Genomic DNA, 14,078 nt, shown 5'->3' with positions numbered 1-14,078 from the left:
ATCGAATACGACCTGCGCACGCTCATCTACTCGCACCTGGTCCGCCTGCCCTACGGCTTCTACGACCGCGTCCAGTCCGGCGAGCTGATGTCGCGGGCCGCCTCCGACGTCCGCGCGGTCCAGATGTACCTCGCCTTCGGCCCGTCGATCCTGGTCCAGTGCGCCATCGCGCTGGTCGCCTTCGGGTTGATGCTGTCGATCAACCCGCTGCTCGCGGTGGTCGCGATGGCGACCATGCCGGTCATCGCGCTGCTCGGCGTCTGGATGCGCAAGGCGATCTTCCCGGTGTCCTGGCTCATCCAGGCCCGCCTGGCCCGCGTCGCCACGATCGTGGACGAGAACACCCAAGGGGTACGCGTAGTGAAGGCGTTCGCGGCCGAACCCCGGCAGGTGCAGGCGCTCGCCGACGCCGCCGATCGGGTGCGGTGGGCGTACCGGCGCGACGCGCTCATCCGCAGTCGCTGGGCCCCGACGCTGGAGAGCCTGCCGCGCTTCGGGCTGGCCCTGGTGCTGCTCGTCGGCGGCTGGATGGTGATCGACGGGCAGACGACGGTCGGCACGATCGTCGCCTTCAACTCTTACGTTCTCATGCTCCAGCCGCCCTTCCGGATGCTCGGCATGATGATCATGCTCGGTCAGCGGGCCGCCGCTTCGGCTCAGCGCATCTACGAGATTCTCGACACCGAGTCGGAGATCGCCGAGGCCGACCGCCCGGTCGAGGCCCGGCTGCGCGGCGACCTGGAGTTCCGGGACGTGCGTTTCGCGTACGCCGATGGCACCGTCGCGGTGGACCACCTCACGCTGCGGGTCGCGCCGGGGGAGACGGTGGCGCTCGTCGGCCGGACCGGTTCGGGCAAGTCGACCCTGGGCCGGTTGCTGGCCCGCTACTACGACGCCGCCGCCGGGACGGTGCTGATCGACGGCCGCGACGTCCGGCAGTACGCCCTCGCCGATCTGCGTAGGCAGGTCGGCATCGTGCCGGAGGAGCCGTTCCTGTTCTCGGCGACGATCCGGGACAACATCGCGTTCGGCCGCCCCGACGCCGCCGAGGAGGACGTGATCGCGGCCGCCCGCGCCGCCGGGGCGGCCGAGTTCGTCGAGCACCTCCCGGACGGGTACGCGACCGTGGTCGGCGAACGGGGTTACACGCTTTCCGGCGGTCAGCGGCAACGAGTCGCCATCGCCCGAGCGCTGCTCATGAACCCGCCGGTGCTCGTCCTCGACGACGCGACCAGCGCCGTGGACGTGTCGGTCGAGCAGCGGATTCACACCGCGTTGCGAGATTTGATGGTCGGCCGGACAACCTTGATCGTCGCGCATCGCCTCTCCACTATCGGGCTCGCCGATCGGGTCGTGCTCGTCGAGGACGGCCGGATCGTCGCCGACGGCACCCATCGGGAGCTGCTGGACGATCCCCGGTACGCCGCGGTGCTGGCGAGTTACGAGAAACCGGCGGGAGAACCGGCGGACGCCGAAGAAGGGGCGGTGACGGCATGACGATGTTCGGCGGGGGCTTCGGCGGGCCGGGTGCGGGCGGCGGCGGGGGCGGCGGAGCCGGGCGCGGCGGACTCAACAAGTCGCCGGAGGGTCTCGCCTTCGCGGGCATCCCCGCCGAATTGCAGGCCGGTGTCGACCGGCTGGAGGCGATCGAGCGGCGGCGTCCGCAGCCGAGCGAGCCGGTCGAGTTCCGGCCGACGGTCCCCGGCGAACGGCGGCTCACCCTGCCCGGCCTGCTGCTGGGCCGGTGGCGGCTGTTCACCGCCGCCTGCGTGATGCTGCTGCTGGAGACCGTGCTGTTGCAGGCCGGTCCGTTGCTCGTGCAGGTCGGCATCGACCACGGCATCATGCGGGGCGATCTGCGTACGCTGCTGATCGCGGCAGGCGCGTTCATCGGCTCGGTCGTGCTCTCCTGGGGAGCCTCGGTCGCCCGGATGCGCCAGACCGGCCGCCTGGCCGCCGACGCCGTCCGGGATCTGCGCGTACGCGTCTTCGCCCAGTTGCAGCGGATGTCGCTGGACTTCTTCACGACCGAGAAGGCGGGCGTGATCCTCACCCGGATGACGTCCGATGTGGAGGCTCTGCAGAACCTGCTCTCGGAGGGGCTGGCCCAGTTCGTCATCCAGGGCCTGACCATGGTCGTGGTCACCGTCGTGTTGTTCTCCTACGACGTCGAGCTGGCGCTGATCACGCTGTTGCTGGTGGTGCCGCTGCTGACGGCGGCGTCGCTGTGGTTCCGGCACGCCGCCGACGACGGCTACCGCCGCCAGCGCGACGCCATCGCCGCCATGTACTCCGACCTCTCGGAGAGCATCTACGGGGTACGCGTCGTGACGGCGTACCACCGGCAGGACCGGAACGTCGCCGATCACGAGGCGGTCGTCGGCCGGTATCGCGACGCGAACAACTTCACCGGGCACATCAACGCCGTCTACGGCCCAGGCACCTCCGTGATCGGGCTGCTGGGCATGGCCGCCCTGCTGCTCATCGGCGGCCAGCGCGTACTGCGAAACGAACTCAGCGTCGGCGAGCTGACCGCCTTCGTCCTCTACCTGAACGCCTTCTTCGCCCCGGTGCAGCAGCTCGTCCAGCTCTACACGAGCTACCAGCAGGGCCGGGCGGCCGTCGTCAAGCTGCGCGACCTGCTCTCCTCTCGGCCGACCGTCGAGGAGAAGCCGGACGCCGTCGCGCTTCCCCCGGCCGTGGGTGAGATCCGGTTCGACCGGGTCACCTTCGGCTACCTGCCCGGGCGTCCGGTGCTGCGGGACGTCGACCTGGTGATCGAGCCGGGCGAGACGGTCGCCTGCGTCGGCCCGACCGGCGCGGGCAAGTCGACCCTGGCGAAGCTGGTCACCCGGTTCTACGACCCGGACGGCGGCCGGATTCTCATCGACGGGCACGACCTGCGCGACGTCACGCTCTCGTCACTGCGACGGCAGATCGGCGTCGTACCCCAGGAGCCGTTCCTGTTCGCCGGGACGATCCGGGACAACATCGCGTTCGCCCGGCCGGACGCCTCCGACGCCGAGATCTGGGCCGCCGTCGACGCTGTCGGCCTGCGCGACCTCGTGGAGCGTACGCCGGACGGGCTGGACGCCCGGCTGCACGAGCGCGGCCAGAGCGTCTCCTCCGGGCAGCGGCAGCTGCTGGCCCTGGCCCGGGCGTTCCTCGCCGAACCCCGCGTCGTGGTGCTCGACGAGGCTACGTCCAATTTGGACCTTCAATCGGAGCTACGGGTGGAGCGGGCGCTCGACCGCCTGCTCGAGGGCCGGACCGCGCTGCTCATCGCGCACCGGCTCAGCACCGCCATGCGGGCCGACCGGATCGTCGTCGTCGACGAGCACGGGATTCTCGAAAGCGGTTCGCACGCCGAGCTGCTGGCCCTCGACGGCCGGTACGCCCAGATGCACGCGACCTGGGCCGCCCATGCGTAAGGCGGGGATCGCCGCGGGGTGGATCTTCGCCGGGGCGGTCGCCGTCTGGGCGGTGCTGCGCCTGTTCGGGCTCGACGCGTGGTACCCGGCCGTCCAGGTGATCGCCTTCACGCCGTATGCCGTCCTGGTCGCTGCTTTGGGCGTATCCCTATTCGGCTGGCGAAGACGATGGGCGGAACTCGCCGTCACGGCCGTGAGCGCCGTCGTGCTCGCGGCTTGTGTGATCCCACGGGCGGTGACCGACGGTGACGCGCTGGCCGGCGCGACCGGGCCGGAGCTGCGGGTGGCCAGCGCGAACCTGCTGATCGGCGGCGCGGATGCGGCGGAGATCGTCCGGCGAGTACGCACCGAGCAGGCGGACGTGCTCGCGGTGCAGGAGATGACGCCCGAATGGCTGGCCGCGGCCGACGCCGCCGGGCTGGGCGACGTGCTGCCGCAGCGGTTCGTCGCGCCCGCGAGCCTGGCGGAAGGCTCGGCGCTCTTCTCCCGGCGGCCGCTGAGCGACGGCGGGTCGAAGCTGATGGCGTTCGGCTGGTTCCAGCAGGTCCACGCGGTGATCACGGTCGACGGCGTGCCGCTCACGTTGGAGTCGGCGCACCCGGCGTCGCCTTACAACGCGTCGGTCACCCCGGCTTGGCGCACGAGCCTGCGCAAGGAGCCGGACGCGACGCCGACCGGGCCGTTGCGGGTGCTCATGGGCGACTTCAACTCGACCCTCGACCACGGGCTGCTGCGCGACCTGGTCTCCAGCGGTTACCGGGACGCCGCGTCGGTGGTCGGGCAGGGGCTGGTCGGGACGTGGGGGCCGTACAACGGCGACCCCCCGCTGGGCTCTAGCGCTGGATCAGGGATCTCGGTCGTATTCCGGCCAAGATTCGACCCGGAACCCTGATCCAGCGCGGATCATGACGCGGTCCAGCGCGGATCATGACCGACGCAGCGCGGGAACTAGACTGGGCGGCGTGAGTGCCGCACTGGTGATCGAGAACGACCCGACCGACGACGCGCGCCGCCTGGGCGACTGGCTGACCGAAGCGGGCCTGGCTCTCGACGTACGCCGGCCGCATGCGGGCGAGGAGCTCCCGGAGGAGCTGGACGACCACGTCGCCGTCGTGGTGCTCGGCGGTTCCCAGGACGCGTACCCCGAGGGGAACACCGCGCCGTGGTTCCCGCGGCTGGAAGCGCTGCTGCGTAAGGCGGTGCGGCATCGCGTACCCACGCTGGCGATCTGCCTCGGCGGCCAGCTGCTCGCCCAGGCCCACGGCGGCACGGTCGAGCGCTCCGCATCCGGCCCGGAGATCGGCCCCGGTCTCGTCGCCCGGCGCGACGCCGCCGAGAAGGACCCGCTCTGGGCGCCGGTGCCGTTCGTGCCGGACGTCCTGCAGTACCACCACGACGAGATCACCGAGCTTCCGCTGGGTGCGACGCTGCTGGCGACCTCGAGCCGCTATCCGAACCAGGCGTTCCGCGTCGGCGACCTCGCCTGGGGCACCCAGTTCCACTTCGAGTGCGACACCGACCAGTACGCGAGCTGGATCGCCGAGAACCGCGAGGACCTGGTCGAGCAGGGCCTCGATCCCGATGAGCTGATCGAGCGGGCGGACGCCCTGATGGACGACCTGTTCGAGGTCTGGCAGCCGTTCGCCCGGCGGTTCGCCGACATCGCACTGGGACGGCTGGAGCCGCCGGTGAGCGCCCGCGCGACCCTGCCGCTCCTGGGCTGAGCGTCCGGTATGGCGGCGGGGATCGGGCGGCTGGCGCGCTTCGGCTTCACCGCGGTGCCGGGCCGTCCCGATCCGGTGCGGCTGCTGGGCCCGCTCGGCATGAACCTGTGGGTGGCCGAGGAGCAGCGTCCGTTCGACGAGGAGGCGGCGCTCGTCCTCGACCAGCTGCGCCGGGTCGCCGACCCGAATCTGGCGCTGCGGCAGCTGGCCCGGCTGCACGAACGGGACCCCTCGGTCGTGGAGGCCGTCGGCGGCGATCCCGACCTGCGCGATCGGCTCGTCACGGTGCTGGGGGCGTCCGAGGCGCTCGGTGATCACCTCGTCGCTCAGCCCGGCGAATGGCGGTGCCTTCGGCATACGATGCCGGCTCGGTATGAGGTGCACGCCGGGATCGCCGACGTCCCGGCGCTGCGGCTGGCGTACCGGCGCGGGCTGTTGCGCATCGCCGCGGCGGATCTCGCCGACCATGTCGACGTCGAGCAGACCATGGCGGAGCTGACCGCGCTCGCCGACGCTACTTTGCGGGCGGCGTACCGGCTCGCCGCCGAACGGGTGCCGGGCCGCTCGCCGCGGCTGGCGGTCATCGCCATGGGCAAGTGCGGCGGCACCGAGCTCAACTATGTGTCCGATGTGGACGTCATCTTCGTCGCCGCCGAGGACGAGGACCTGCCTGCTGCCACCACCATCGCCGCCGGGCTCATGGAGATCTGCGGTCAGGTCGCCTGGCCGGTCGACGCCGCGTTGCGACCCGAGGGCGGGCGCGGTCCGCTGGTGCGTACGCTGGCCAGCCATCTCGCGTACTACCAGCGCTGGGCGCGTACCTGGGAGTTCCAGGCCCTGCTCAAGGCCCGGGCGGTCGCGGGCGAAGTCGCGCTCGGCCGCTCGTGGCTCGTCGCGTTGCAGCCGCTCATCTGGCACGCCGCCGAACGCCCCGAGGCGGTCGAGGACGTCCGCAAGATGCGCCGCCGCATCGTCGAGCAGATCCCGCGTAGCGAGATCGACCGCGAGATCAAGCGCGGCCCCGGCGGCCTGCGCGACATCGAGTTCGCGGTCCAGCTCCTCCAGCTCGTGCACGGCCGCGCCGACGAGACGCTGCGCTCGCCCAACACCCTCACCGCGCTGCGCTCGCTCGTCGCCGGCGGCTACGTCGGGCGGCATGACGGCGAGGCGCTCGGGCTCGCGTACCGGTTCCTCCGGGAGGTGGAACACCGGCTCCAACTGCAAAAACTGCGACGCACGCACACCGTCCCGCCCGCTGACGGCGGCGCCGGGTCCGCAGCCCTCAGCTGGCTTGCGCAATCCATGGGGTACGCCGGAAGCGGTACCCGGACAGCGGAGGAGATGTTCCGGGCGGACTGGGTATCGCATGCCGCCGAAGTCCGGCGTCTCCATGCGAAGTTGTTCTTCCGGCCGCTGCTGACGGCGGTCGCCCAGGTCTCGGCGGACGGGCTGTCGTTGCAGCCGACCCAGGCCCGGCAACGCCTCGAACTGCTCGGGTACGCCGACCCCGCCGGCGCGCTGCGGCACATCGAGGCGTTGAGCGGGGGAGTCTCGCGCACGGCGGCGATCCAGCGCACCCTGCTCCCGGTGTTGCTGGAGGAGCTGGCCGACGCGCCGGACCCCGACGCCGGGCTCCTGGCGTACCGGCAGGTCTCGGAGAAGCTGGGCGCGACGCCGTGGTACCTGCGGTTGCTGCGCGACGAAGGACCGGTCGCCCTCCGGCTGGCCCGGTTGCTCGGCACTTCCCGGTACGCCGTCGACCTGCTCGCCCGCGACCCCGAAGCACTGCGCCTGATGGCGTCGGACGCCGAACTGGCCCCCCGCGAACGGCCGGCCCTGATCGAGGCGATGTCGTCGGCCGCCGGCCGCTACCGGGTGCCCCAGGAAGCCATCCGAGCCGTTCGCGCCGTACGCCGTCGCGAGCTGTTCCGCACCGCGTGCGCCGACTTGTTCCTGCGTCCGACCGAACTGGCGACCGGGCAGGCCTTGTCCGACATCACGGACGCGACGCTGGCGGCAGCGCTCTCGGTCGCGCGGGAGGCGGCCGGCGCCCCTGAGGACTTCGAGTTCGCGATCATCGGCATGGGCCGGCTCGGCGGCTACGAGATGAGCTATCCGTCCGACGCCGACGTGCTGTTCGTCTACGAACCCGGATCGGGTCTGCGAGACGACGAGGCACAGGGGATCGCGCTGGCCGTCGCGGAGAATCTGCGTACGCTGCTGGCCGCGCCTGCGCAGGATCCGCCGCTCGGGGTGGACGCCGATCTGCGTCCCGAGGGCCGGCAGGGGCCGCTCGTCCGGTCGTTCACGGCGTACCAGCGCTACTACGCCAAGTGGAGCGCGATCTGGGAAGCGCAGGCGCTGCTGCGGGCCCGCCCGGTCGCCGGCTCGGCGGCGCTCGCCGCCCGGTTCATCGAGCTGATCGAGCCGATCCGTTATCCCGAGGGCGGCCTGAGCCGGGAGCAGATCATCGAGATCCGGCGGATCAAAGCCCGGGTCGAGAACGAGCGCCTGCCCCGGGCGGCCGATCCGCTGACCCACACCAAACTGGGACGCGGTGGGATCGCGGATGTGGAATGGACTGTCCAGCTCTGGCAACTGCGTCACGCGTACGAGCTGGAAGAGCTGAAGACGACGCGGACCTTGACGGCACTGACCGCCGCGACCGACGCGGGCCTGGCCTCGGCGGCGGACGCGGAGGTGCTGCGGACGGCCTGGAGCCTCGCGGCCCGCGTACGCAACGCGCTGACCCTGGTGCGCGGGCGAGCGGCGGACCAGATACCGCGGCACGGCCCGGAGCTGGAAGGCATCGCGCAGATCCTCGGCCACGAAGGCGAGCCGACCCTGGTGCTGGAGGAGTACCTGCGGGCCACCCGCCGAGCGCGCGCCGTCGTCGAGCGCCTGTTCTTCTAGCGTTTCCGCGCGATCATGAACTAATCGGGGTGATCGACGACGTTTCCGCAGGTCGCGAATCCGTTTAGCGGGTGATCGACTCCTTGAGCGGGTGATCGACAGCCCGTCAGGCGGGGACGGGGGCCAGCTCGAAGGGTACGCACCGCGCCCCGAGCGCGATCCCGGTGTCGACCGACATCACCAGCCCGTCGGCGTAGACGACCGGCGAGTCGACCTCGGCCGGCGGGACCGAGAAGGTCTCGGGAATGGTCGAGTGACCGTGGACGATCCGCCGTCCGCCGAGCCGGTCGAGCAGCTGACGGGCGCGCGCGGGTCCGGTGGCCGGGTCGAGGAACTCGAAGCGGCGGAAGATGAGCCGCATCTTGCTGCCGAACGTCTCGGGATCGCGCTCGGCCATCATCTGCCGGACCGTCGCGTTGATCGCGTCGATGCTGTCCCCGAGCTCCAGGTACGCCGTCGTGTCCGCGTGGATCAGCAGGTTGTCCTCGACGAGGGCGACGGCGGGCAGCGCGGCCAGCCAGCCGAGCTGGGCGTCGGTGAGGCCGTCCAGGTCGGTGCCCTGACCCCCGTTGAGCGCCCAGGACTGGATGATCGTGCGCTCGGCTGTGATCGGCGCGTCCGGGATGTAGCGCGAGCCGTAGATCAGCAGATCGTGGTTGCCGAGGACGCAGCCGACCTCGCCGCCGGCGGCGGCCGCCTGTGGCTGGAGAGTCATGATCAGATCGATGACGCCGATGCCGTCGGGACCCCGGTCGGTGAGGTCGCCGAGGAACCACAGCCGGGCGTCGCCGCCCGCCCATGAGCCGCCTGCGTCGAGCAGGCCGGCCTCGCGGAGAGCCTCGGTGACCTGGGCACGATGCCCATGCGTGTCACCGATGACATAGAGCGCCACGGCGTCAGCTTAGCCCTTCGATCGATCTTGCGGGGGACGGCGTCACGGGGTCAGTGTCAACGTGTGTTGCGTGGCGGCGTCGATGGACGCCCGGGCGAAGCGGAACGGCAACGTCTGCCCGGTACGCCACAGTTCGTACTGGTCGTCGTAGGTGTCGGCGAAGGCGTGTCCGGAGTTGCCAGTCAGCTGGATCCACCGCGAGTCGTCCAGGTTGGACAAGTTGACGATCATTCGCATCGAGGGCACCGCGTCGACCTCGTAACCCTCGCCCGCGCTCCAGCCGGTTGCGTTGACGATCGAGTCGCCGCCGCTGACCCCGGTCTTCTCGTGGTTGAACAGCCACTCGATCGGGCCGATGCCGCTGGTCCCGAAGGTCGCGTGGGTCGCGGTGAGCGTGTGCATCGCACCCCAGCGCCACTTCTTCGGGTCCTTGCCCTGGTCCTTCGTCAGTTCGGCGACGGCGTCCGACTGCGCCCGGGCCAGGATCTGCTCCCCGTTCTCGGGCCCGGCCGTCGACTTGACGTCCCACCAGGCGTCGTCCGGGTGGTCGAGCAGGTTCCGGACGACCTCGAACCACCGGTCGCCGCCGTCGGCTGCGTAGTCCGAGCCCAGCTCGTCGAAGGTCAGCCGGAGCAGGTTGCGCCACACCGCGTTGTAGTACGCCGCCGCAGCCGAGTCCTCACCCTGCTGGTAATCCCAGCCGTCGAGTAGTTGGACGGCCTGCTTCGCGGTGTCCGGCGCGGTCCGCGAGAGCCACGGCACGAGCGTCGGGGCGAATCCGTTGCGGTTGTCGAACTGCATCTTCTGCACGTCGTCGAGGGTGATCTTTCCGGCCTTCGCCGTCGCCTGGATCATGTCGTTGATCCGCTGTGACCGGTAGCCGTAGCTCCAGTCGCTGGTCAGGAAGTGTTTATAGGTCGGGGCGATGACGGCCTGATTCGCCGTCGCGACGTACCCCTGCTTCGGGTTGAGGACGCTCGGCAGCTCGTCGAAGGGGATGAACCCCGTCCAGTCGTACGCCGAATCCCAGCCCGGCGCCGGCCAGCGGCCGTCGCCCTTGGTGCGTACGGGGATGCGGCCCGGCGACTGGTAACCGATGTTGCCGTCGACGTCGGCGTAGATCATGTTTTGCGCGGGCACTTCGAACAAGGCGGCCGCCGCCCGGAAATCGGTCCAGTTCCCGGCCTTGTTCAGAGCGAACAACGCGTCGGCGGTCCGGCCCGGGTCGAGCGCGGTCCAGCGCAGCGCGACGGCGTACCCGTCCTTGCTGAGCTTCTTGAGGTCGTCGCTGGCATCGGAGAGCAGCGGGCCGTGGCTCGTCGAGCGTACGGTGATCGTCTTCGAGCCGCCACCGGCGATCTTGAGCACTTCCTGGCGCGTGGTCAGCGGCTTGAGCTGCCCGTCCACCTCGTACTGATCGCCGGTCACCTTCTCGTAGTACAGATCGGTGACGTCCGGGTCGAGGTTGGTGAAGCCCCAGGCGATCCGGGCGTTGTGCCCGATCACGACGCCGGGCACGCCGGAGAAGCTGAACCCGGCCACCTCCTGCGACTCCGCTCCGCACGCGCAGTGCAGGCCGATCTGGTACCAGATCCCCGGCTGCGACGGGCTCAGGTGCGGGTCGTTGGCGAGGATCGGCTTGCCGGTCGCGGTGAGATCACCGCTGATCACCCACGAGTTCGAACCGATGCCCGGTCCGCCGTCGCCCATCAGCTGCGGCATCCGGTCCAGGCCGTCGGCCAGGCCCTTGAGCAGGTCGCCCTGCGCCTTCGTCGGCTTCACGGCGGGCTGCGCCGTGGTCGCTCCGGCCGCTTCGCCGCCCGGCACGATCGGAACATTTCGATCATAGGGGTACGCCGGATAGAGCTGTTCGATCTGCTCGACGCTCAGCCCCTCGGCAAGCAAGGCGGCCCTTCGGATCTCCGTCTCCATGTTGCCGCGCAGATCCCAGGCCATGGCCTTCAGCCAGGCGAGCGAGTCGATCGGGTCCCACTTGTCGATCTCGTAGCCGGAGTTCTGCAGGCCGAGCAGCGAGTACTCCAAGCTGATCGCCTTTTGCGCGTGGCCGGCGAGATAGGCGTTGACGCCCTCCGCGTACGCGGTCAGGTTGGCCCGCGACTCCGCCGAGATCAGGTTCCACTCCTGCTCGGCGACCCGTCGCCAGCCCATGGTCCGCAAGTACGCGTCGGTCTCCAGCTGACTCTCACCGAACAGCTCGGCGATCCGGCCGCTGGTGACGTGCCGCCGGAAGTCCATCTCCCAGAACCGGTCCTGGGCGTGGACGTAGCCCTCGGCGCGGTACAGGTCGGCCGTCGTCGTCGCGTAGACCTGTGGGATGCCGTGCTCGTCCCGCTGGACCTTGACCTCGGCGGACAGCCCCGGCAGCGCGATAGTGCCGTCGAGCTGGGGCAGCGCCCGCCGGATGGACCAGACCAGCGTCCCCGCGCCGACGAGACCGAGGACGATCACCACCGCGAGCGTCCACAGACCGATCTTGCGGGACCGCTTCAGCCAAACGCGGGTACGGCTCATGTTTTCCGGCACGGCGTGCAGCATAAGCTGCTGACCAGTGGGTCAGAAAAGAGGTTGCGGCGACTGGTAGACCTTCGGGTATGAGTGCACTCCTCCGTCCGGCTGCCGGACCTGCCGACGCCGCCGCGTTCAACGCGCTGCGCCGGGTCGTCACGCCCTACCAAGTGTTCAGCGCCGAGCGGATTCTGCACGTCTGGGAGGTCACTCCGGAGCGGGCGTACGCGAAGGTGCTGATCGCGGAGGTCGACGGGCAGGTGGTGGGGGCCGGCCGGGCCTCGTTCAACACCTGGACGACGGAGCAGGGCGCGGCGAACTTCTTCATCATGGTCCACCCCGATCACCGGCGGCAGGGCATCGGCGGCCGGCTGTACGCCACCCTCGACGCCCACCTCGCCGAACACGGTGCGCAGAAGACCCAGGTCTGGGCGACCGAGGACGAGGACGTCGCCGGTTTCCTGGAGCGGCGGGGCTTCGAGCGTACAGGGGAACTGCGGTACTCCAAGCTCGACCTGACCGACGTCTCGAACCTGCCGCCCGTACCCGAGCTGCCGGACGGCGTCGTGCTGGTCTCGGCCCGGGAAGCCGGACCGGAACAGCTGTACGCCGTCGACGCCGCGACCGTCGTGGACGAGCCGGGGGAGACCGCGATGGACGCCGTCCCCTACGACGACTGGTACGCCGAGATCTGGCAGAACCCGGCTGTCGACCTCGACCTCAGCGTTGTCGCCCTCGCCGACGGCGTCGCCGCCGCGTACACGCTGGTGGAAGTCGACCGGTCGAGCGGCCGGATGTGGTCGGGCGGGACCGGCACCCTCCGGTCGCATCGGGGACGCGGGCTGGCCAAGCTCGCCAAGTCCGACGCCGTACGCCGTGCCGCCGCCGCGGGGGTGACTGCGGCGTACACCAGCAACGACGAGGTCAACGCGCCGATGCTGGCGGTCAACGAATGGCTCGGCTATCGGCCGGCTGCGGCGCAGTTCTCGTATCTGCGTACTGCCTGAGCAGACGCAGAAGGCCCCGGCGAGAGCCGGGGCCTTCTGTTGACGTCTTATACGTCGAAGTAGAGCTGGAACTCGTGCGGCGTCGGGCGCAGCCGGATCGGGTCGATCTCGGTCGAGCGCTTGTAGTCCACCCAGGTCTCGATGACGTCGCTGGTGAACACGCCGCCCGCCTGGAGGTACTCGTTGTCCGACTCCAGGTTGGTCAGCACGTCGGCCAGCGAGCCGGGGACCTGCTGGACGCTCGCCGCCTCCTCGGGCGGGAGGTCGTAGAGGTCCTTGTCGATCGGGGCCGGCGGCTCGATCTTGTTCTTGATGCCGTCGAGGCCCGCCATCAGCATGGCCGAGAAGGCCAGGTACGGGTTGGACGACGGGTCGGGGCAGCGGAACTCGATGCGCTTGGCCTTCGCGTTCGTGCCGGTGACCGGGATACGCGTGCAGGCCGAGCGGTTGCGCTGCGAGTAGACCAGGTTGACCGGCGCCTCGTAGCCCGGCACCAGACGACGGTAGGAGTTCACCGACGGGTTGGTGAAGGCCAGCAGCGACGGCGCGTGGTGCAGCAGACCGCCGATGTACCACCGGGCCACGTCGGACAGGCCGCCGTAGCCGGTCTCGTCGTACATCAGGTTCTCGCCGCCGAGCCAGATGCTCTGGTGGGTGTGCATGCCGGAGCCGTTGTCGCCGAACAGCGGCTTGGGCATGAACGTCGCGGTCTTGCCGGCGTGCCACGCCGTGTTCTTCACGACGTACTTGAACAGCTGCATCTGGTCGCCCGCGGCGAGCAGGGTGGCGAACTTGTAGTTGATCTCGGCCTGGCCGGCGGTGCCCACCTCGTGGTGCGCGCGCTCGACGGTGAAGCCGAGGTCGACCAGGTTGGCGACCATGCTGTCGCGCAGGTCGGCGTAGTGGTCGGTCGGCGCGACCGGGAAGTAGCCGCCCTTGTAGCCGGGCTTGTAACCGCGGTTCGCGCCGCCGTCGGCCTCGGCCGCCGCGCCGGTGTTCCACGCGCCCTCGACCGAGTCGATGTGGTAGAACGCCTGGTTGGCCTGGGTCGAGTAGCGGATCGAGTCGAAGATGTAGAACTCCGCCTCGGCGCCGAAGTAGGCCGTGTCCGCGAAGCCGCTGCCCGCCAGGTAGGCCTCGGCCTTCTTGGCGATGTTCCGCGGGTCGCGCGAGTACGCCTCCCGGGTGAACGGGTCGTGGATGAAGAAGTTCAGCGCGAGGGTCTTCTGAGCCCGGAACGGGTCGATGAACGCCGTCGTGACGTCGGGCAGCAGCAGCATGTCCGACTCGTGAATGGCCTGGAAGCCACGGATCGACGAACCGTCGAAGGCGAGACCGTCGGTGAAGGCGCTCTCGTCGAACGACCCCGCCGGAACGGTGAAGAACTGCATCACACCGGGCAGGTCACAGAAACGGACGTCGACGAACTTGACGTCCTCGTCCTTGAGGTACCGCAGGAGTTCCTCGGGATTGGCGAACAACACGTCCTCCTGGCAATGGCTCTAGATCGGTGCGCTCGCGGTCACTGGTCAAGGCGTTCGTCGACTTGCGCAGGTGGCCGTTGGCTGGTCGCGACGGTACGGAG

The 14,078-nt window shown here is 70.1% G+C and carries 9 protein-coding genes; 6 read left to right on the top strand and 3 right to left on the bottom strand.

What is annotated here, in order from left to right; genetic code table 11:
• The 5 genes from HOV77_RS17870 to HOV77_RS17850 form a co-directional block, all read left to right on the top strand.
• Positions 1-1,497, top strand: a 1,497-nt coding sequence (locus tag HOV77_RS17870; protein ID WP_290863536.1) for an ABC transporter ATP-binding protein, incomplete at its 5' end; no start/stop codon positions are given.
• A complete protein-coding gene (locus HOV77_RS17865) occupies positions 1,494-3,431 on the top strand; it encodes an ABC transporter ATP-binding protein (RefSeq protein ID WP_290863535.1) in 1,938 nt (645 codons plus the stop codon). The genes HOV77_RS17870 and HOV77_RS17865, both read left to right, overlap by 4 nt.
• Positions 3,424-4,323: an endonuclease/exonuclease/phosphatase family protein gene (locus tag HOV77_RS17860; protein ID WP_290863534.1), complete on the top strand. Its 900-nt coding sequence runs from the start codon at positions 3,424-3,426 to the stop codon at positions 4,321-4,323. The genes HOV77_RS17865 and HOV77_RS17860 overlap by 8 nt, the downstream gene beginning before the upstream one ends.
• 13 nt (positions 4,324-4,336) lie before the next feature.
• Entirely contained in the window at positions 4,337-5,155 is an 819-nt protein-coding gene (locus HOV77_RS17855; protein ID WP_290863533.1) for a type 1 glutamine amidotransferase, read from the top strand.
• Positions 5,156-5,164: 9 nt separating this feature from the next.
• Complete coding sequence (locus HOV77_RS17850; RefSeq protein ID WP_290863532.1) at positions 5,165-8,068, top strand: bifunctional [glutamine synthetase] adenylyltransferase/[glutamine synthetase]-adenylyl-L-tyrosine phosphorylase; 2,904 nt, start codon at positions 5,165-5,167, stop codon at positions 8,066-8,068.
• Positions 8,069-8,174: 106 nt separating this feature from the next.
• Here the strand turns inward: HOV77_RS17850 and HOV77_RS17845 are convergent, their stop codons facing one another.
• Positions 8,175-8,960, bottom strand: coding sequence for a metallophosphoesterase (locus HOV77_RS17845; RefSeq protein WP_290863531.1), 786 nt, complete (start codon positions 8,958-8,960; stop codon positions 8,175-8,177).
• Positions 8,961-9,002: 42 nt separating this feature from the next.
• Positions 9,003-11,492 (bottom strand): penicillin acylase family protein, encoded by a 2,490-nt coding sequence (locus tag HOV77_RS17840; RefSeq protein ID WP_290863541.1) that lies wholly within the window; start codon positions 11,490-11,492, stop codon positions 9,003-9,005.
• An 80-nt stretch (positions 11,493-11,572) separates the two neighbouring features.
• On the opposite strand from HOV77_RS17840, the gene HOV77_RS17835 reads away from it, so the two are divergent.
• Positions 11,573-12,493, top strand: a complete 921-nt coding sequence (locus HOV77_RS17835; protein WP_290863530.1) for a GNAT family N-acetyltransferase — start codon at positions 11,573-11,575, stop codon at positions 12,491-12,493.
• A gap of 47 nt (positions 12,494-12,540) precedes the next feature.
• Here the strand turns inward: HOV77_RS17835 and glnA are convergent, their stop codons facing one another.
• Positions 12,541-13,974 carry a type I glutamate--ammonia ligase gene (gene glnA / locus HOV77_RS17830; protein ID WP_290863529.1) on the bottom strand — a complete coding sequence of 478 codons (1,434 nt, stop codon included), beginning with the start codon at positions 13,972-13,974 and terminating at the stop codon, positions 12,541-12,543.
• Positions 13,975-14,078: the final 104 nt, after the last annotated feature.

Source organism: Hamadaea sp. (genome assembly GCF_013362815.1).
Lineage (GTDB): Bacteria > Actinomycetota > Actinomycetes > Mycobacteriales > Micromonosporaceae > Hamadaea.
Note: the sequence above shows the minus strand (reverse complement) of the source record. Positions and strands in the feature narration are given on the sequence as shown.

Coding starts and splice junctions, on each gene's coding strand:
- HOV77_RS17865 (WP_290863535.1), top strand. CDS start 1,494: ATGACGATGTTCGGCGGGGGCTTCGGCGGGCCGGGTGCGGGCGGCGGC.
- HOV77_RS17860 (WP_290863534.1), top strand. CDS start 3,424: ATGCGTAAGGCGGGGATCGCCGCGGGGTGGATCTTCGCCGGGGCGGTC.
- HOV77_RS17855 (WP_290863533.1), top strand. CDS start 4,337: ATGACGCGGTCCAGCGCGGATCATGACCGACGCAGCGCGGGAACTAGA.
- HOV77_RS17850 (WP_290863532.1), top strand. CDS start 5,165: ATGGCGGCGGGGATCGGGCGGCTGGCGCGCTTCGGCTTCACCGCGGTG.
- HOV77_RS17840 (WP_290863541.1), bottom strand. CDS start 11,492: ATGAGCCGTACCCGCGTTTGGCTGAAGCGGTCCCGCAAGATCGGTCTG.
- HOV77_RS17835 (WP_290863530.1), top strand. CDS start 11,573: ATGAGTGCACTCCTCCGTCCGGCTGCCGGACCTGCCGACGCCGCCGCG.